General features: G+C 58.3%; 12 protein-coding genes and 1 pseudogene. 8 read left to right on the forward strand and 5 right to left on the reverse strand.

Annotated features, from left to right (window positions below):
- Positions 1 to 82 (reverse strand): annotated as a pseudogene (locus tag WCG50_RS11520) ((R)-hydratase); the annotation flags it as partial.
- A gap of 52 nt (positions 83 to 134) precedes the next feature.
- Positions 135 to 1,826 (reverse strand): electron transfer flavoprotein-ubiquinone oxidoreductase, encoded by a 1,692-nt coding sequence (locus WCG50_RS11525; protein ID WP_336899746.1) that lies wholly within the window; start codon positions 1,824 to 1,826, stop codon positions 135 to 137.
- 254 nt (positions 1,827 to 2,080) lie between these two features.
- Between WCG50_RS11525 and WCG50_RS11530 the strand changes: the two genes are divergently transcribed.
- The 8 genes from WCG50_RS11530 to urtE all read left to right on the forward strand — a co-directional run bounded on the left by WCG50_RS11530 (position 2,081) and on the right by urtE (position 12,837).
- Positions 2,081 to 4,123, forward strand: coding sequence for a PAS-domain containing protein (locus WCG50_RS11530; protein WP_336899747.1), 2,043 nt, complete (start codon positions 2,081 to 2,083; stop codon positions 4,121 to 4,123).
- Positions 4,120 to 4,851 (forward strand): response regulator transcription factor, encoded by a 732-nt coding sequence (locus WCG50_RS11535; protein ID WP_336899748.1) that lies wholly within the window; start codon positions 4,120 to 4,122, stop codon positions 4,849 to 4,851. Before WCG50_RS11530 ends, WCG50_RS11535 begins: the two co-directional genes overlap by 4 nt.
- A 96-nt stretch (positions 4,852 to 4,947) precedes the next feature.
- Positions 4,948 to 7,029: an MASE3 domain-containing protein gene (locus WCG50_RS11540; protein WP_336899749.1), complete on the forward strand. Its 2,082-nt coding sequence runs from the start codon at positions 4,948 to 4,950 to the stop codon at positions 7,027 to 7,029.
- 142 nt (positions 7,030 to 7,171) lie between these two features.
- Positions 7,172 to 8,443, forward strand: coding sequence for an urea ABC transporter substrate-binding protein (gene urtA, locus WCG50_RS11545; RefSeq protein WP_336899750.1), 1,272 nt, complete (start codon positions 7,172 to 7,174; stop codon positions 8,441 to 8,443).
- 118 nt (positions 8,444 to 8,561) lie between these two features.
- Positions 8,562 to 10,106 (forward strand): urea ABC transporter permease subunit UrtB, encoded by a 1,545-nt coding sequence (gene urtB / locus WCG50_RS11550; RefSeq protein ID WP_336899757.1) that lies wholly within the window; start codon positions 8,562 to 8,564, stop codon positions 10,104 to 10,106.
- A gap of 3 nt (positions 10,107 to 10,109) precedes the next feature.
- Complete coding sequence (gene urtC, locus WCG50_RS11555; protein ID WP_336899751.1) at positions 10,110 to 11,264, forward strand: urea ABC transporter permease subunit UrtC; 1,155 nt, start codon at positions 10,110 to 10,112, stop codon at positions 11,262 to 11,264.
- Entirely contained in the window at positions 11,261 to 12,142 is an 882-nt protein-coding gene (gene urtD / locus WCG50_RS11560) for an urea ABC transporter ATP-binding protein UrtD (protein WP_336899752.1), read from the forward strand. The genes urtC and urtD overlap by 4 nt, the downstream gene beginning before the upstream one ends.
- A gap of 2 nt (positions 12,143 to 12,144) precedes the next feature.
- A complete protein-coding gene (urtE, locus tag WCG50_RS11565) occupies positions 12,145 to 12,837 on the forward strand; it encodes an urea ABC transporter ATP-binding subunit UrtE (RefSeq protein WP_336899753.1) in 693 nt (230 codons plus the stop codon).
- On the opposite strand, the gene WCG50_RS11570 is transcribed toward urtE, so the two are convergent.
- From WCG50_RS11570 to WCG50_RS11580, 3 genes are all read right to left on the reverse strand, one after another.
- On the reverse strand, positions 12,834 to 14,495 hold the full coding sequence (locus tag WCG50_RS11570) for a response regulator (protein ID WP_336899754.1): 1,662 nt from the start codon (positions 14,493 to 14,495) through the stop codon (positions 12,834 to 12,836). The genes urtE and WCG50_RS11570 overlap by 4 nt on opposite strands.
- Positions 14,496 to 14,582: 87 nt before the next feature.
- Entirely contained in the window at positions 14,583 to 15,413 is an 831-nt protein-coding gene (locus WCG50_RS11575) for an urease accessory protein UreD (RefSeq protein ID WP_336899755.1), read from the reverse strand.
- A 59-nt stretch (positions 15,414 to 15,472) separates the two neighbouring features.
- Positions 15,473 to 17,314: phosphate acyltransferase (locus WCG50_RS11580; protein WP_336899756.1), on the reverse strand; the 1,842-nt coding region annotated here is incomplete at its 5' end.

Genomic DNA, 17,314 nt, shown 5'->3' on the forward strand with positions numbered 1-17,314 from the left:
CCGCTTCTGTAATAGTTTTGGAAAAGGTGGCGCTCATGCCCACGCTCAGGTCTTCGATGTCATAGCCGTTTTGGTCATTCATGTGATTTCCTTGCTAGTAAAAAACGATTGAATTGGGGCTTATTCCGTTGGAATTACATGCCCGCGTAATTAGGCCCGCCGCCGCCTTCCGGCGTGACCCACACAATGTTTTGCGTCGGGTCCTTGATGTCGCAGGTCTTGCAGTGCACGCAGTTTTGCGCGTTGATCTGCAAGCGGTCCGTGTTGTCGGGGTTCTTGACGAATTCATAGACACCGGCCGGGCAGTAGCGTGCCTCCGGGCCGTCAAATTGGGCCAGGTTGACGTTGACCGGCACCGAGGCGTCTTTCAATGTCAAGTGCGCGGGTTGCTGTTCTTCGTGGTTGGTGTTGCTGATGAAGACGCTGCTCAGGCGGTCAAACGTCAGCTTGCCATCGGGCTTCGGGTAAACGATCGGCTGGCAGTCAGCAGCGGGTTTCAGGTAGGTGTGATCGGCCTTGTCGCGGCGCAGCGTCCATGGCATGTTGCCTTTCAAGACAAACTGCTCCAGCCCGTTCATCAGTGCGCCCACGGTCAGGCCCTTTTTGAACCAGGCTTTGAAGTTGCGTGATTTGTTGAGTTCTTTGTGCAGCCAGCTGGCCTCAAACGCCTCGGGGTAGGCGCTCAGTTCGTCATGTTGACGCCCGGCGGTGATGGCGTCAAAAGCGGCTTCTGCAGCCAGCATGCCGGTCTTGATGGCGGCGTGGCTGCCCTTGATGCGGCTCACGTTCAAGTAACCGGCTTCGCAGCCAATCAATGCGCCGCCCGGGAACACGGTTTTGGGCAGTGACATCAGGCCGCCGGCGGTGATGGCACGGGCGCCATAACTCAGGCGCTTGGCGGTCACTTCGCCTTGGTCGTTCTCAAAGTAATAACGCACATTAGGATGCGTCTTCCAGCGCTGGAATTCTTCAAACGGGCTCAGGTACGGGTTGGCGTAGTCCAGCCCGGTGATGAATCCGATGGAGATTTTGTTGCCCTCCATGTGGTACAGAAACGAGCCGCCATAGGTGCTGCTGTCCATCGGCCAGCCGGCGGTGTGCATGACAAAGCCGGGCTGGTGGCGTTTGGGGTCAATTTCCCAGAGTTCCTTGATGCCGATGCCGTAGGTTTGCGGGTCGCTGTCGGCGTTGAGATTGAACTTGGCAATGACTTGTTTGCCCAAATGGCCGCGTGTGCCTTCGGCAAACACCGTGTACTTGCCCAGCAGTTCCATGCCCAGCTGGAAGTTCTCGCCCGGTTCGCCGTCCTTGCCGACGCCCATATTGCCGGTGGCCACGCCTTTGACCGAACCGTCGTCGTTGTAAAGCACTTCGGCCGCGGCAAAGCCGGGGAAGATTTCAACGCCCAGGTTTTCGGCTTGTTGGGCCAGCCAGCGGGTGACAGCACCGAGGCTGACGATGTAATTGCCCGCGTTGTGGCTGCAGGCTGGCAACAGGAAGTTGGGCAGACGAAAGCCTGACTTCTCACCCAGAAACACCATGGCGTCATCGGTCACCGGCTGGTTCAGTGGGGCGCCCATGGCTTTCCAGTTAGGAAAGAGTTCGGTTAGCGCGATCGGGTCCATGATGGCGCCCGAGAGAATGTGCGCGCCGGGCTCGGAGCCTTTTTCCAGCACCACGACCGAAATTTCCTTGCCTTTTTCCAGCGAAAGTTGCTTCAGGCGGATGGCGGTGGCCAAGCCACCGGGGCCGCCGCCGACCACGACCACGTCGTATTCCATGGCTTCGCGCGGGCCGAACTGGGAAAGAATTTCTGAGTTGTTCATGGTTTTATATGAATAATTGGCCTCTAGCCCCCGTATTCACTGCGCAAGCAGCTATGAATTAAGGAGTAGATTCCAGTAGTTCGTGGTCTCTTTATTAGGGTCTTTCAACCGGCGAGGGGTGACCAGCCAGTTCGGCATTGATCATGACATTCGACTGTTTCGAAATTTCGGGGCAAATGTATCGAATGTTTGCAGCCTGTGCGTGCCGGTGAGTGGCACCCTAAAATGAAAAATCACGATTCAGTCTGACCCTTATGCCCTCTCATTTCCCACCTGATCCCCATCAAACCCACTACCGGCACGAGTTGCTTCAGGCGGGGCTGGACCGGCTTGACCAGGGCCTGACCGTGATTGATGGCAACCTGAATATCGTGGCCTGGAACAAGGCTTTTTTGCAGCTTCTGGGTTTTCCGGAAGAAATGGCGTTTGTCGGGGCCAAGTTTGAGTCCTTTATTCGCTTCAATGCTGAGCGCGGCGAATATGGGCCCGGCGACGTGGATGCGTTGGTGGCCGAGCGCATGCGTCTGGCCCGCAGTTTTACGCCGCACTACACCGAGCGCGACCGGCCGGGGGGCCAGATTCTGGCAGTGCGCGGGGAGCCCTTGCCCTACAACGGGTTTGTCACGCTCTACAGCGACATCACGGTCAGCAGGCGGTATCAGCAACAAATTCAGCAGCAAAACGCTGAGTTGGAAAATCACGTGGCCGAGCGCACCGCCGAACTTCAGTCCACCAACGAGCGTCTGGTCATGGCGGACGATGCGAACCAGCGCATCACCGAGGCGCTGCGCCGCAGCGAAGAAAATCTGCGCCTGATCACGGATACCGTGCCGGCTCTGATTGCTTACTTTGATGACCAGGAAATCTACCGTTATGTCAATAAAGGCTACGCCGACTGGTTCGGCCACGCCAAGGAAGACCTGGTAGGGCATACGATTCATGACATCGTCGGAGATGAGGTCTATGACGATATTTCGCGCCACGTCAAGCGGGCTTTGCTGGGCGACAACGTCAGCTACGAATACGCCATGCGCAACGCCAGTGGCCGCGTGGTGTATGCCCGCAGCGAGCTGGTGCCCGAGTTGGACGCGCAAGGACGCGTGGCCGGTTGTTTTGTGTTGTCGGTCAATATCACCGACCTGAAAAATGCGCAGGCAGCACTGGTGCATGCGCAAAAAATGGAAGCCGTGGGGCAACTGACCGGTGGCCTCGCGCACGATTTCAACAACTTGCTGACCGTTGTGATTGGCAACCTGGTCACGCTGCATGAGCGCTACCCGGACGACCCGGACATTGGTGAATATGTGGTACCCGCCTTGAAGGCTTCGCGCCGGGGAGCCTCGCTGATCAAGCGGTTGCTGGCGTTTGCCCGTAAGCAACCACTCACACCGCGGCGTGTGAGTATTTCCGAATTGGTCTCCGACAGTCTGATCCTGCTTAAACGCACGCTGCCCGCCCACGTCACCCTCACTGCTTTGTCGCTGGACGAACCGCTGTTTGCCATGACCGACGCCCAGCAGCTTGAAAACGCATTGCTCAACCTCGCGCTGAATGCGCGTGATGCCATGCCCGAGGGCGGCCAACTGGCCATTCGGGCCACGCGTCTGCAACTCGACGCCAGCCAGGTGGGTGATTTCGATGTCAAGCCGGGTTGCTACGTTTCCCTGAGCGTGTCCGACACCGGCACCGGCATGGATGCGGCCACGCAGGCACGGGCGTTCGAGCCGTTTTTCACCACCAAGCGGTTTGGCTCGGGCAGTGGCTTGGGACTTTCCATGGTTTACGGCTTTGCCAAGCAGTCGGGTGGCGGCATTCGCATCCAGAGTGCGCTGGGGGCCGGGTGTGTGGTCACCGTGGTGTTGCCTTGTACCAGCGAGGAGCTTGAAGGCGATTCGCAAACCGGCGCGCAGCAAAACGCCAACCAGCCCGGCGTTGAACGCCCGCTGGTGTTGCTGGTTGAGGACGACCCGGATGTGCGGCGCGTGATCCGACTGCAACTGGTGGGCCTGGGCTACCCGGTCATCGAAGCCGACCACGCTGCCGATGCCTTGTTGTTGCTGGCCAGCGTGCCGTCTGTAGGTGTTTTGATCTCAGACTTGGTAATGCCCGGCGGCAAGGACGGGCGCACCCTGTGCCTTGAGGCCAGCCAGAGCGCACCACACGTCAAAACCTTGCTGATCAGCGGTTACTCGGAGGGCTACCCGGCTGCGCCAGTGGGGGCGCCGTCGCCCCAGTTGCTCAAAAAACCGTTTACCGACCAGGAGTTGCGGCAGGCGCTGGAGGGCTTGATGGCATGAGCACTGAACCCTTTCAAGCGCCCGAAGGACCGGGCAGCATCTATGTGCTCGATGACGATGTCGATATTTGTCGTCTGGTGAGCACAACCTTGCGGGAGTTTGGCTTCAAAACCACGGAGTGCCACACCGCAGCCGCCCTGCGCCGTCTCATGCAGGAGCAGGTGCCAGACCTGTGCATCGTCGATCTGGGTTTGCCCGATGCCGATGGCATGGATGTTGTGCGCGACTTGCAGGCGCGCTACGACTGCGGCGTGATGGTGCTGACCGGGCGCGGCTACTTAAGTGACCGGGTCATGGGGCTGGAGTTGGGGGCCGACGACTATGTGGTCAAACCCTTCGAGCCGCGAGAACTGGTGGCGCGTGTGCGCAGTATTTTGCGGCGCCATGAAAAGAAAAATACCGCCGTACCAGTGCGCTCCCAGATCGCTGAATTTGGCGGCTGGCGGTTTGTGGCCGACTCCAACCGTTTGACTTCCGAGGGCGGTCAGGAATGGACGCTGAGCGCCGGTGAGTCGCGTATGCTGCTGCAGTTTTTGCAGCGCCCCAACCGCATTCTGGACCGCGAACAGTTGTGTGGCGAACGCGACTTGTCGCCCTTGGACCGGGGTGTCGATGTGCGGGTGTCCCGCTTGCGGCGCAAGCTCGAATCCGACCCGCAACACCCCAAAACCATTCGTACGGTTTACGGCGCGGGCTATTTGCTGGCGACCGAGGTGCGCTGGTTGTAATCTTTGCGCAGTTAGCGCACTTGCGCAATATCAGCGCGCAGATCGGCAAGGTGCGGCATATTTTTCTTTGAATCCAGTTCAAAGAAAAGAGGCTCTATGTGGCGTAAAAATCAGACCCCATTCCTGTGGGTCGGCGCCCTGACGCTGCTGCTGCTGGTGGGGCAATCTTTGCCTGAAGTCCGGTTCTTTGCCGTTCCTGCCAACTACCTTCCCCTTCATAGCGGATTGGAATTTGTCGCCATGGCCGTGTCGATCATGGTTTTTGCGCTGGCCTGGAATCTGCGCCGCCAGCCTGACAACAGCCATTTGATGATGTTGGGTGTGGGTTTTCTAGCGGTCAGCCTGATTGATTTTGCGCACACCCTGTCTTACGCCGGTATGCCGACCTGGATTACCCCCAGTGGGTCTGAAAAAGCCATTAATTTCTGGCTGGCCGGGCGCTTTTTAGCCGCCGGGGTGTTTCTCGCTGTGGCGCTACGGCCCCTGACGCACTGGTCGGAAAACGTCTGCCGCATCGCCTTGCTGGCGGCCTTGGGGTTGGCGCTGGGCATCGGCTGGGTCGGTCTGACGCAGGCCGATAGGTTGCCCCGTACCTTTATTCAGGGCCAGGGGTTGACCCGCTTCAAAGTGGTCAGCGAATACGTGTTGATGGGCCTTTACGGCGCGGCGGCCGTGTTGCTGTTTTTGAAAAACAAACGTTCAGCCCATAGCGACGGCCAGTGGCTGGCGGGTGCCGCCTGGGTGCAGGCGTTGGCGGAAATGTTTTTCACCCTTTATGCCGATGTGACCGATCTGTTTAACCTGCTCGGCCACGTTTACAAGGCCCTGGCCTACCTTATGGTGTACCGAGCCCTCTTTTCGGAGGGCGTGCAGGCGCCTTATCGCAAGCTGCAAGAGAGCAGTGACACCCTGCTTGGCATTCTGAAAACCACGCGCGATGGCTTTTGGCGGTTTGACAGCGCCGGTCATCTGCAGGATGTCAACCCCACCTACTGCCAGCAATCCGGCTACACCCGCGAGGAATTGCTGGGGCTGCAAATTTTTGATCTGGAAGCGCAAGAGAGTCGGGCTGACACTGAAAAACACATTCAACGCATCGCTGCCGCTGGCAGTGAAATTTTTGAGACCCGGCATCGGCGCAAGGATGGATCGGTCTGGCACGTGGAAGTGAGCGCTTCCCACTACAAAAATGCGAGTGAACATTTTTTTGCTTTTTTGCGGGACATCACCGCGCGCAACCAGGCCCTAGAGGCGTTGAATCAACTCACGCAACTGCTCAAGGAAACAGAGCAGATCGGCAAAGTGGGTGGCTGGGAAGTCAATGTTGACACTTTAATCCAGACCTGGACGCATGAGGTTTACGCCATTCATGAGGTTGAAAATACCTACCAGCCGAACGTGGAAAAGGGGGTGAGTTTTTACACCCCGGCTTCCAGGCCGGTGATCGAGCAGGCCGTGCAGCAGGCGATTGAGCATGGAGAACCGTTCGACGTTGAACTGGAAATCATCACTGCCAAAGGCCATGTGCGCAGCGTCCATGTCATTGGCAAACCGGACCTCAGTCACCGTCGGGTTCATGGCTTTATTCAGGACATCACGGAGCACAAGCAGATGGAAAACAGGGTGCGTCAGATGGCGTTTTATGACACGCTCACCCAACTGCCCAACCGACGGCTGCTCGTCGACCGTTTGAATCAGACCATGGCCGCCAGCAAGCGCAGCGGCCACTATGCGGCGTTGATGTTCCTTGATCTGGATAACTTCAAACCGCTGAATGACCAACATGGACATGGCGCGGGCGACCTGCTGCTGATTGAAGTGGCCAAACGCCTGACGTCGTGTGTGCGGGAGGTGGACACTGTGTCGCGTTTTGGGGGTGATGAGTTCGTGGTGATGCTAAGCGAATTGGTCGCCGACAAAGATGAATCGATTTCGCAGGCCTGCGGAGTTGCTGAAAAAATCAGGGCACTTTTGTCAGAACCCTACTTGTTGAAGATTCCGTCTGTCGGTGGTGCAGATGAGGACGTCGTGCATCACTGCTCGGCCTGCATCGGTGTCGTGCTGTTTGTGAACCATGAAGCCAGTCAGGATGAACTTCTTAAATGGGCCGATGCGGCTATGTACCAGGCCAAAAAATCAGGGAGAAATTCCATCCGGTTTCACAAGGCCAAAGGCTGATTGTTAAACGGGTCCCTACGCCATCCGGCGTATTCCATGAATGCCTGACCTTCCCTAAAGTCAACCCATCGTTACGCAAAGCCGGTCTAAAACCAGGCCAAGCGCGGCGAAACCGGTTTTCTTTAACTTTTGAAGGTCACACATGAATAGCTTGAAGTCGCGTCGTTTTACGCTCAAGGCACTCACCGCTGCCGTCGCTCTCACCACCTTGTCTGCTGTGCCCGCATTCGCTGCGGACACCATCAAGGTCGGTATTCTTCACAGCCTCTCAGGCACCATGGCCATCTCTGAAACCGTGTTGAAAGACACCGTGTTGATGGCGATTGACGAGATCAATGCCAAGGGTGGCGTGCTCGGCAAAAAACTGGAGCCTGTGGTGGTGGACCCCGCATCAAACTGGCCCCTGTTTGCTGAAAAAACCAAACAACTGCTGACGCAAGACAAAGTCGCCGTCATCTTCGGTTGCTGGACCTCGGTATCGCGCAAATCGGCATTGCCGGTGTTGGAAGAATTGAACGGCTTGCTGTTCTACCCGGTTCAGTACGAAGGCGAAGAACTCTCCAAGAACGTGTTCTACACCGGTGCGGCACCGAATCAGCAAGCCATTCCGGCGGTTGATTATTTGATGAGCAAAGAAGGCGGCGGCGCCAAGCGTTGGGTGTTGCTCGGTACTGACTATGTCTACCCCCGCACCACCAACAAGATTCTGCGCGCCTACCTGAAATCCAAGGGCGTGAAAGACACCGACATCGACGAGAAGTACACCCCGTTTGGTCACTCCGATTACCAAACCATCGTGGCTGACATCAAGAAGTTCTCCGCCGGTGGCAAGACTGCCGTGGTGTCCACCATCAACGGTGACTCCAACGTGCCGTTCTACAAAGAACTCGGCAATGCCGGCCTGAAAGCCAAAGACGTGCCTGTGGTGGCCTTCTCGGTGGGTGAAGAAGAGTTGCGCGGTGTGGACACCAAGCCGCTGGTCGGTCACCTGGCCGCCTGGAACTACTTCCAGTCGATCAAGAACCCCACCAACACCGAGTTCATCGCCAAGTGGTCGGCCTACGCCAAAGCCAAGAAGCTGCCTGGCGCTGACAAGCCTCTGACCAACGACCCGATGGAAGCCACCTACATCGGCATCAACATGTGGAAACAAGCGGTTGAAAAAGCCAAGTCCACCGATGTCGACAAAGTGATTGCCGCCATGGCCGGCCAGACTTTCAAGGCACCCAGCGGCATCGTGAGCAAGATGGATGAGAAAAATCACCACTTGCACAAATCAGTGTTTATCGGTGAAGTCAAAGCCGATGGTCAGTTCAACGTGGTCTGGAAAACACCCGGCCCGGTGAAAGCCAAGCCATGGAGCCCGTACATCGAAGGCAACTCGGTCAAGCCTGACGAACCCGTCAAAAAATAAGTCTTAACGCTGTCACGCAGCCCGAAGGAAACATTTCTTCGGGCTGTTCGTTCAATAAACAATCTACCTGGGGCGTCTGTCAATGCTTCGACGAATGATCCTGCTGCTGATGTATGCTATGTTTTTTATAGCTACTAACGCTTATTCCATAACCGCTGAAGAGGTAAAAGCTATTGCAATTGGGGACGCAGAGGTCCGCATCGCAGCGCTGAACAAAGCGGTGGTCACGGCTGATGCCAATACAGTTTATTTATTGCAGGCCCTGGCCGATGACGCGGTCAAATTCAAGGGTGAACAGGTCTTTGTGGTACGCGATGGCAAGGGTTTTGATCCGGTCAGCCGGGCCGAATTTGCCGTGCCCGCCGATGCCGAAGACGTGACCAACAACAACCGCCTGCGGGGTGAACTGGACTCCGCTCTGGCTGCGCTCAAGCTTTTCTCCAAGGATGAAAAAATTCGCACTGCGGCCATCAAGCAGTTGCAAAGCGACGCTGATGAGTCCAAATTACCGCTGATCGAGAAGGCGTTTGCCGCCGAACAAAATCCCCAAATCAAAGAACAATTGGGCTTGGTGCGCGCCGCAGCACTGCTCAACAGCACTGACAAAACCAAACGCCTGGAAGCGGCCAAACTGCTAAGTACCAGCACTCAGGCCAACACCAAAACCGTGCTGCTGGCGCGGCTGGCACAAGAGCCTGAGCCCGACGTTAAATCCGCCTTGCAGAAGTCCTTGCGTGAGGTGGAGGCGGCGCTCGCCTGGGGCGACCGCTTGGGCGCCATCTTCAGCGGTATCAGCCTGGGGTCCATCCTGTTGCTGGTGGCGCTCGGCTTGGCCATTACCTACGGCCTGATGGGCGTCATCAACATGGCGCACGGCGAGTTGATGATGATTGGCGCCTACGCCACCTATGTGGTGCAAGGCTTGTTTCAAAAATACCTGCCCGGTGCGTTTGACTGGTATTTGTTGGCCGCGCTGCCGGTGGCTTTCATGGCCTCGGCCCTGATGGGCGCGGCGCTCGAGCGCAGCGTGATTCGCTTTTTATATGGCCGTCCGCTGGAAACCTTGCTGGCCACCTGGGGCATCAGCCTGATGCTGATGCAAGGCGTGCGCACCTTGTTTGGTGCTCAAAACGTGGGGGTTGAAAACCCGTCGTGGATGAGCGGTGGCGTGCAGGTGCTGGGCAACTTGTCGCTGCCCTACAACCGGCTGGTGATCATTGGTTTTGCGATCTTTGTGCTGCTGAGTGTGGGCTGGCTGATCGGCAAAACACGGCTCGGTTTGTTTGTGCGCGGCGTCACGCAAAACCGTGCGATTGCGTCGTGCATGGGCGTGAACACCGCCCGCATTGACACCTATGCCTTCGCGCTCGGCTCGGGCATTGCTGGCCTGGCCGGTTGCGCCTTGAGCCAGGTCGGCAACGTGGGTCCCGACCTCGGACAGGGCTACATCGTGGATTCGTTCATGGTGGTGGTGTTGGGCGGCGTAGGTCAGTTGGCCGGCACGGTTTATGCGGCCCTGGGCCTGGGCATCCTGAATAAATTTCTGGAGGGCTGGGTCGGCGCGGTGCTGGCCAAAATTGCGGTGCTGGTTTTCATCATCATCTTTATCCAGAAGCGTCCTCAAGGCATCTTTGCCATGAAGGGCCGCTCAGCGGAGGCTTGAACGATGAACACGACAACGATGAATTCTCCTGTGCAGCCAAACACCCCATTACCCACACCCAGCCCGCTGCTGTCACGCACCGGTTGGAGTGCGTTCACCATCGCTTTGCTCGTGGTCTGCGCGGTGGCGCCCACGCTAAACCTGCTGGTGCCCAAAGACAGCGTGTTTTACCTGAGCGACTATGCCGTGGGGCTGGTAGGCAAGATCATGTGCTACGCCATTTGTGCGCTGGCCATGGATTTGATCTGGGGCTACACCGGCATTTTGAGCCTGGGCCATGGCGTCTTTTTTGCGCTGGGTGGCTACGCCATGGGCATGTACCTGATGCGCCAGATTGGTGCCGATGGCAACTACAAAAGCAACTTGCCTGACTTCATGGTGTTCCTGGACTGGAAGACGCTGCCCTGGCACTGGAGTTTGAGCGATAGTTTTGTTGCCACGCTGTTTCTCGTGGTGGCGGTGCCGGGCTTGGTGGCCTTTGTGTTTGGCTACTTTGCTTTTCGCTCCCGCATCAAGGGCGTGTATTTTTCCATCATCACGCAAGCGATGACCTTTGCCGCCATGTTGCTGTTCTTTCGCAATGAAACCGGGTTTGGCGGCAACAACGGTTTCACGGATTTCAAGCGGATTTTGTCGATTCCTATCGCCACCCCCAGCATGCGCATGACGCTGTTTGTGATGACCGGTGTGACGCTACTCGGCTTCTACCTGTTGGCCCGCTGGCTGGTCAACAGCAAGTTTGGCCGGGTCTTGCAGGCGGTGCGTGATGCAGAAACCCGGGTCATGTTTTCGGGCTACAACCCGCTGGGCTACAAGCTCACCATCTGGACCATTTCGGCCATGATGTGTGGCGTGGCGGGGGCCTTGTATGTGCCGCAGGTCGGCATCATCAACCCCAGCGAAATGAGCCCGGCCAACTCGATTGAGATCGCCATCTGGGCGGCGGTCGGTGGCCGCGCAACGCTGATCGGCCCCATCCTCGGTGCGTTTATTGTGAATGGTGCCAAGAGCTGGTTGACGGTGGCCTACCCGGAATTCTGGTTGTACTTTTTGGGGGCCCTTTTCATTGGCGTAACCCTGTATTTGCCCAACGGCGTGGTGGGACTGATCAAGAAGCTCAGCCTGGCCTGGCCTAAAAAAATCAGGAGCGAAACATGACCCCCGATTTGATGGAACAAGGCGCCCGCCGGGTCGAGGCGCACACGGCCGCACTGGCGGCTAAGTCCGGCCAAACAGAATCCGGTGGACGTGCCGCCGGATTCTCGCGCTTGCACACCCCGGGCGAGGTCGATGTGACCCACGGGCGTATCTTGTACCTGGAAGATGTGAGCGTGAGTTTTGATGGTTTCAAGGCCATCAACAAGCTCTCACTCGACATTGCCCCTGGCGAATTGCGCTGCATCATCGGCCCCAACGGGGCCGGCAAGACCACCATGATGGACATCATCACCGGCAAAACGCGGCCCGATGAAGGCCGGGTGTTCTTTGGCAGCACGATTGATTTGCTGCGCTACAAAGAGGCAGAGATTGCGCAGATGGGCATTGGCCGCAAGTTTCAAAAACCCACCGTGTTTGAGCATCTCACGGTGTTCGAGAATCTGGAACTGGCGCTCAAAACCAACAAGGAAGTCACGGCCTCGATGTTTTTCAGGCTGGATTCAGCCCAAAGCGACCACTTGCTGGAGGTGCTGCACACCATCCATCTGGCTGACAGCGTGTCGCGTCTGGCCGGTAACCTGAGCCACGGACAAAAGCAGTGGCTGGAGATCGGCATGCTGCTGATGCAAGACCCCAAATTGTTATTGCTCGACGAGCCGGTCGCGGGTATGACCGACGAAGAAACCGAGCGCACGGCAGAGTTGTTTTTGTCACTCAAAGGCAAGCATTCCCTGATGGTGGTGGAGCACGACATGAGTTTCATCAACACCATCTCCGACATCGTCACGGTGTTGTGCGATGGCTCGGTGCTGGCGCAAGGTACCCTGGCCCAAGTGCAGGCTGACGAGCGTGTGATCGAAGTTTATTTGGGAAGATGAGCATGCTGAACGTCAAAAACATCAACCAATACTATGGCGGCTCGCACATCCTGCGCGACATGAGTTTGCAAGCCACGCTGGGCAAGATTACCGTCATTTTGGGTCGCAACGGGGTGGGCAAGACCACGCTGCTCAAAAGCCTGATGGGCCTGATCCCGATAAAGACCGGTAGCATCGAATTTGATGGCCGCCCCATTCAGAAAGACACCCCTTATGAACGCGCCCGAGCGGGTATTGGTTTTGTACCGCAGGGTCGCGAAATTTTTGCACGACTCACGGTTGAAGAAAACCTGCGCATGGGGCTGGCCTACAAAAGCGCCGGCACACCGATACCGCCCGAGTTGTTTGAACTGTTTCCGGTGTTGAAGCAGATGCTGCAGCGCCGGGGGGGAGATTTGTCGGGCGGGCAACAGCAGCAATTGGCGATTGCGCGGGCCTTGGCGGCCGGGCCCAAACTGTTGATTCTGGATGAGCCCACCGAGGGCATTCAGCCCAGCATCATCAAGGACATTGGTCGCGTCATTCGCATGCTGGCTGACCGTGGCAATATGGCCATTGTGCTGGTGGAGCAGTACTACGATTTTGCCCAGGAATTGGCGGATGATTACGTGGTGATGGAGCGCGGCGCCGTGCTGGCGCAGGGAAAGGGTTGCAACATGGAAGTTGACGGCGTGCGCCAGATGGTGGCGATTTAGGTCAGAACTTCAGGCGCTTTGGGGGGCGCGCTACCGGTGCGCAAGGACAGGCCGCCAGCCTGGCGTTTTTGCTCGCCCAAGACCGGCTTTTGGCTGTGCGTGGCATAGCGGGTGCGCAAGGCCTGCACGATTTCGGTCAGGCGCGGGGCCTCTTCAATTTTGTGTGCGTACTTGTGCAGCACCAGGTGCGCAGTTTCTATCAGCTTGCCGCTGAGGGTTTCTTTGCCGTGCAGGATGAGGTCTTTGACGGCGCCCGCCGGATCGCCTTCCATGCTGATCAATAAAGCGTGTTCGGTGAGCTTCATGATTTGGCCGTGCGCGGCCCGAACCCTCGCGGCGTAAGGCGCATGTGCCCCTGCGGCCCCCGCGAGCAATTCCGTCATGGCGCGGTTGGTGCAAAAGCGCATGCCCAGCGTGTCCACCACCGTATCAACCTCATCAAGCTGGATGGCTTTGCTGGCCAGTTGCGCCATCAAGGACAACAGGTTGGATGCCGATTCGAAGTCAAAGTCAGTCGTTTTCACCAACTTGACCAGGTCGCGCACGGCGCTCAGGGCCTGTGCAAACTGGTGGTTTTGAATGTATGACAGGGCTTCCACAATGTGAGCCAGGCGTTGGTGGCGCTGGCTCTTCGGGTTGCGCTCGATGAGCCGGGCAAAGTCATCCCGGCAGCGTTGCAGGCCCTTGCGGTCGCCGGTTTCAAGGCGCGTGAAGGCCAGCAGAACCAGGGTCTGGCAGTCGAACATCTTGGAGTCCAGCCCAAGCCGGGCCGTGCGGTCGAGCACCTTTTCGGCCTCAACCCGGTCGCCGGAGTAGTAGGTCATCATGCCCAGGTTTTGCAGGCGGCTGATCGAGGCCGGGGTCAGGTCGCTGGCCATTTTGTAGGTGGACAGGGCACTGTCCATCTTGCCCAGCTCAAACTGGGCGCGTCCCATCACGTCGTAGGCATCGGCATAGGTCGGGTCTTCGCTGATGAGGTTCTCCAACGTGGTGCTGGCCTGGGCCACCCGGCCTTCGTCCAGCAGTGAGCGCGCCACCCCGAGCTTGGCCCAGGGCAGGGTTTTGGCGGTTACCACCGCCTGATACAGGATTTGAGCCTGAGCGCATTTGCCGGTGCGCAGCAGCAACTCGGCCCCCACGCGGGCGGCGTACAACCAGAACAGGCCACGGGACTCGAACCGGTGCAGACACAGTTCAGCAGCGCGCTCGAAATCTTCGGTTTCGATGGCACTGAAAATTTCAGCCAGCGATATTTTTCGAATGCGGGCCTGATACAGGCGTTCACCAAGTTGCGCGGCTTTGTGCGGCTTGAGCAAATAGCCGTCCAGCGCAGATTCGGCTGCTTCGGCGACTTTGGCATAGGTGGCCTCGCCCGTGACCATGATGAAGACCGTGGAGAAGGGCAACAACTGGTTGCGCCGCAAGTCATCGAGCAGGTCCTGGCCCGTGGACACTTCGTTGGGAAAATTCAGCTCGCACAACACCAGGTCAAAGGGTCTGTACTCCAATTGACGGCGCGCATCCACCAGCCGCGAGCATTGCACCACGGTGCCCATGCCGAAATCGCGCAACTGCGACACCAAGATGGAGCGCGAGGTCGGGTTGCTGTCAATGACCAGCGCTTGCGAGCTGGACAGATCGTCTTCAGGCCGTGCCATCAGAAGCTCTTCATCTGACGCAAAGCCACAGGGAGTAAGTGCGAAATTTGATCACATCGGGGTCGGGTTGATTCGAAAATAATAGCACTAGGTGGACCAGATGCGGGGGCTGTTGGCTGAAAGCGCCCAGAAATGCTGGCGCCATCCAGACCACACCTGCCGCAGCAAGTCCATGGCCGGTTCAACCACCGGTGCCACCACCCGCAGGACGACAATTTGCCCGTCCGGGCTGGTCACGCCTGCAGTGGCGCGCAAGGGGTGGGCGTTGATCACGTCACGGGCCAAGTCCAGCGCGCTTTGTCGGCGTTCACGTTCCAGCTTGCTGCCAGCCACGAAGAAGAGCGAGGCCAGGCAGCGCTGACCCGCCAGACCCAGAGGCCCGTTCATCAGCCGCTCGTCATCGGCCTTGATCTGCCCGCGTTCCAGCCACACGCCTGGAACTTCTAGGTGTTGCAGAAAACTCCCTTGTTGAAAAGGCTGGTTGGCGAGGGGCAGCCCCAGGGCTGTGAAGTCCCAGCCCATGAATTCGGCCTGTGGGGCCAGGTTGATCGTGAGGTGGTTTTCAGCCAGACACTGGTTGTAGCAAATCGCCTCCAGCGGCAACCATTCCAGGCGTGCCTGATCAGTCAGGGTGATGTGGGTGCGCTGAATGGCCGGCTCGCCCGCCGATTTGTAAAAACGGGTCGCGCCGGGCGTGGTGATCAGGCCGTGGGCCTTGCCGCCCGCGGTGATTTGAAGGTCCAGCGTGTCGCCCCCGACCAAGCCGCCCGGGGGATGCACCAGCACGTTGTGACACACCGCCTCGCCTTCGGGGTAGAGGCTTTGCAGTATGCGCAGTGGCCCGTCGTGCTCATGCCGGGCCACCGTGCGCCCGGCTTCCAGCCGGTAGTCAAGTTGCAGTCGAGCGTGCCAGGTCATTGCGCATGTCGATCGTTAACTCCTGATTTCATAGCTGTCTACGTAGATGGGACAGGGGCTTAAGAGCGATTTGATGCAGAGCTGTGGGCGGCATCCGCCACCGCCAAGGCCGTCATGTTGACCACGCGCCGCACCGTCGAGGACGGTGTCAGCACATGCGCCGAGGCCGCTGCGCCCAGCAAAATAGGGCCGACCGTTACGCCGTGCCCGCTGGTCATTTTGAGCACATTGAAGAGAATGTTGGCCGCGTCCAGATTAGGACAGATCAGGATGTTGGCTTCGCCGCTCAACTTGTTGTCCATCAGCGCTGCATGGCGCATTTCTTCGGAAAGTGCCGCGTCGCCTTGCAACTCGCCATCGCATTCCACATCAGGCGCCAATTGGCAAAACAGCTCGTGCGCCAAGCGCATCTTGACGGCTGATTTTCGGTTGGATGAGCCATACATCGAGTGCGACATGAACGCTACTTTGGGCGGCAGGCCAAAGCGTTTGACTTCGTCGGCCGCCATCACCGCAATACTCGCGAGTTGAGCTGCATCCGGGTCTTCATTAACGAATGTGTCAGCAATGAACAGGATGCGTTGCTCAAGCATCAGGGCATTCAGGGTGGCCAGACCAGAGGCGCCTTTTTTCACGCCAATGATGTCCTTGATGTGTTCCAGGTGGGTGTCAAATCGCCCCAGCAGTCCGCACAGCACGGCATCGGCATCACCCAGCTTGAGCATCAGCGCGGCAATGGTGGTGTTGGAGCGGCGCACGGCAGCTTTGGCCGCGTCGATCGACACGCCATGGCGTCCCATCAGGCGGTGGTAGGTTTCCCAGTACTGACGGAAACGGGCGTCGTCTTCGGGGTTGACGCATTCCACGTCGACTCCCAGCCGAATCCGCAGACCTGCTTTCAGGATGCGGGCCTCGATCACCGCCGGGCGGCCGATCAGAATCGGGTGTGCCAAACCATCGTCCACGGCCACTTGGGCGGCGCGCAGCACGCGCTCGTCTTCGCCTTCAGCGTAGGCCACGCGTTTGGATTCTTTGGCCACCGCTTTGGCGGCGCTGAACACCGGGCGCATGATCATGCCGGTTTGGTAGACAAACCTTGATAACTGCTGGCGGTAGGCTTCCATGTCCTTGATCGGGCGCACGGCCACGCCCGATTCTTCGGCGGCTTTGGCCACCGCCGGGGCGATGCGCATGATCAAGCGCGAATCAAACGGGGTAGGAATCAGGTAATCCGGTCCAAACACCAGCTCTTTGCCGGCATAAGCGTGGGCGACTTCTTCGCTGATGTCGGCCTTGGCCAGGTCGGCGATCTGGCGCACGCAGGCCAGCTTCATGGCTTCGGTGATCTTGGTGGCACCGCAGTCGAGTGCACCCCGAAAAATGTAGGGGAAACACAGGACGTTGTTGACCTGGTTCGGGTAGTCGGAGCGGCCGGTGGCAATGATGCAATCAGGCCGCACGGCTTTGGCCAGCTCGGGGCGAATTTCAGGCTCGGGGTTGGCCAGCGCCAAAATAATCGGCGCGCGTGCCATGGTGATGACCATCTCCTGCGTCAGAACGCCAGCGGCCGAGCAACCCAGGAACACGTCAGCGCCGTTGACCACATCGGCCAGCGTGCGCAGTTCGCTTTTCTGGGAGAAACGGGCTTTGGACTCGTCAAAACCACCGGGGCGGCCTTCATAAATCAGGCCCTTGGAGTCGCACACCGACACGTTTTCACGCCGTACGCCCAGGCCCACCATCACGTCCAGGCAGGCCAGCGCGGCAGCACCGGCGCCGGAAACGGCGACCTTGACGTCTTCAATGTTCTTGCCAACCAGTTCCAGCCCGTTCAGCAGGGCCGCCGAAGAGATGATGGCGGTGCCGTGCTGATCGTCGTGGAACACCGGAATGTTCATGCG

Source organism: Rhodoferax sp. (genome assembly GCF_037143375.1).
In the GTDB taxonomy this organism is placed as follows: domain Bacteria; phylum Pseudomonadota; class Gammaproteobacteria; order Burkholderiales; family Burkholderiaceae_C; genus Rhodoferax.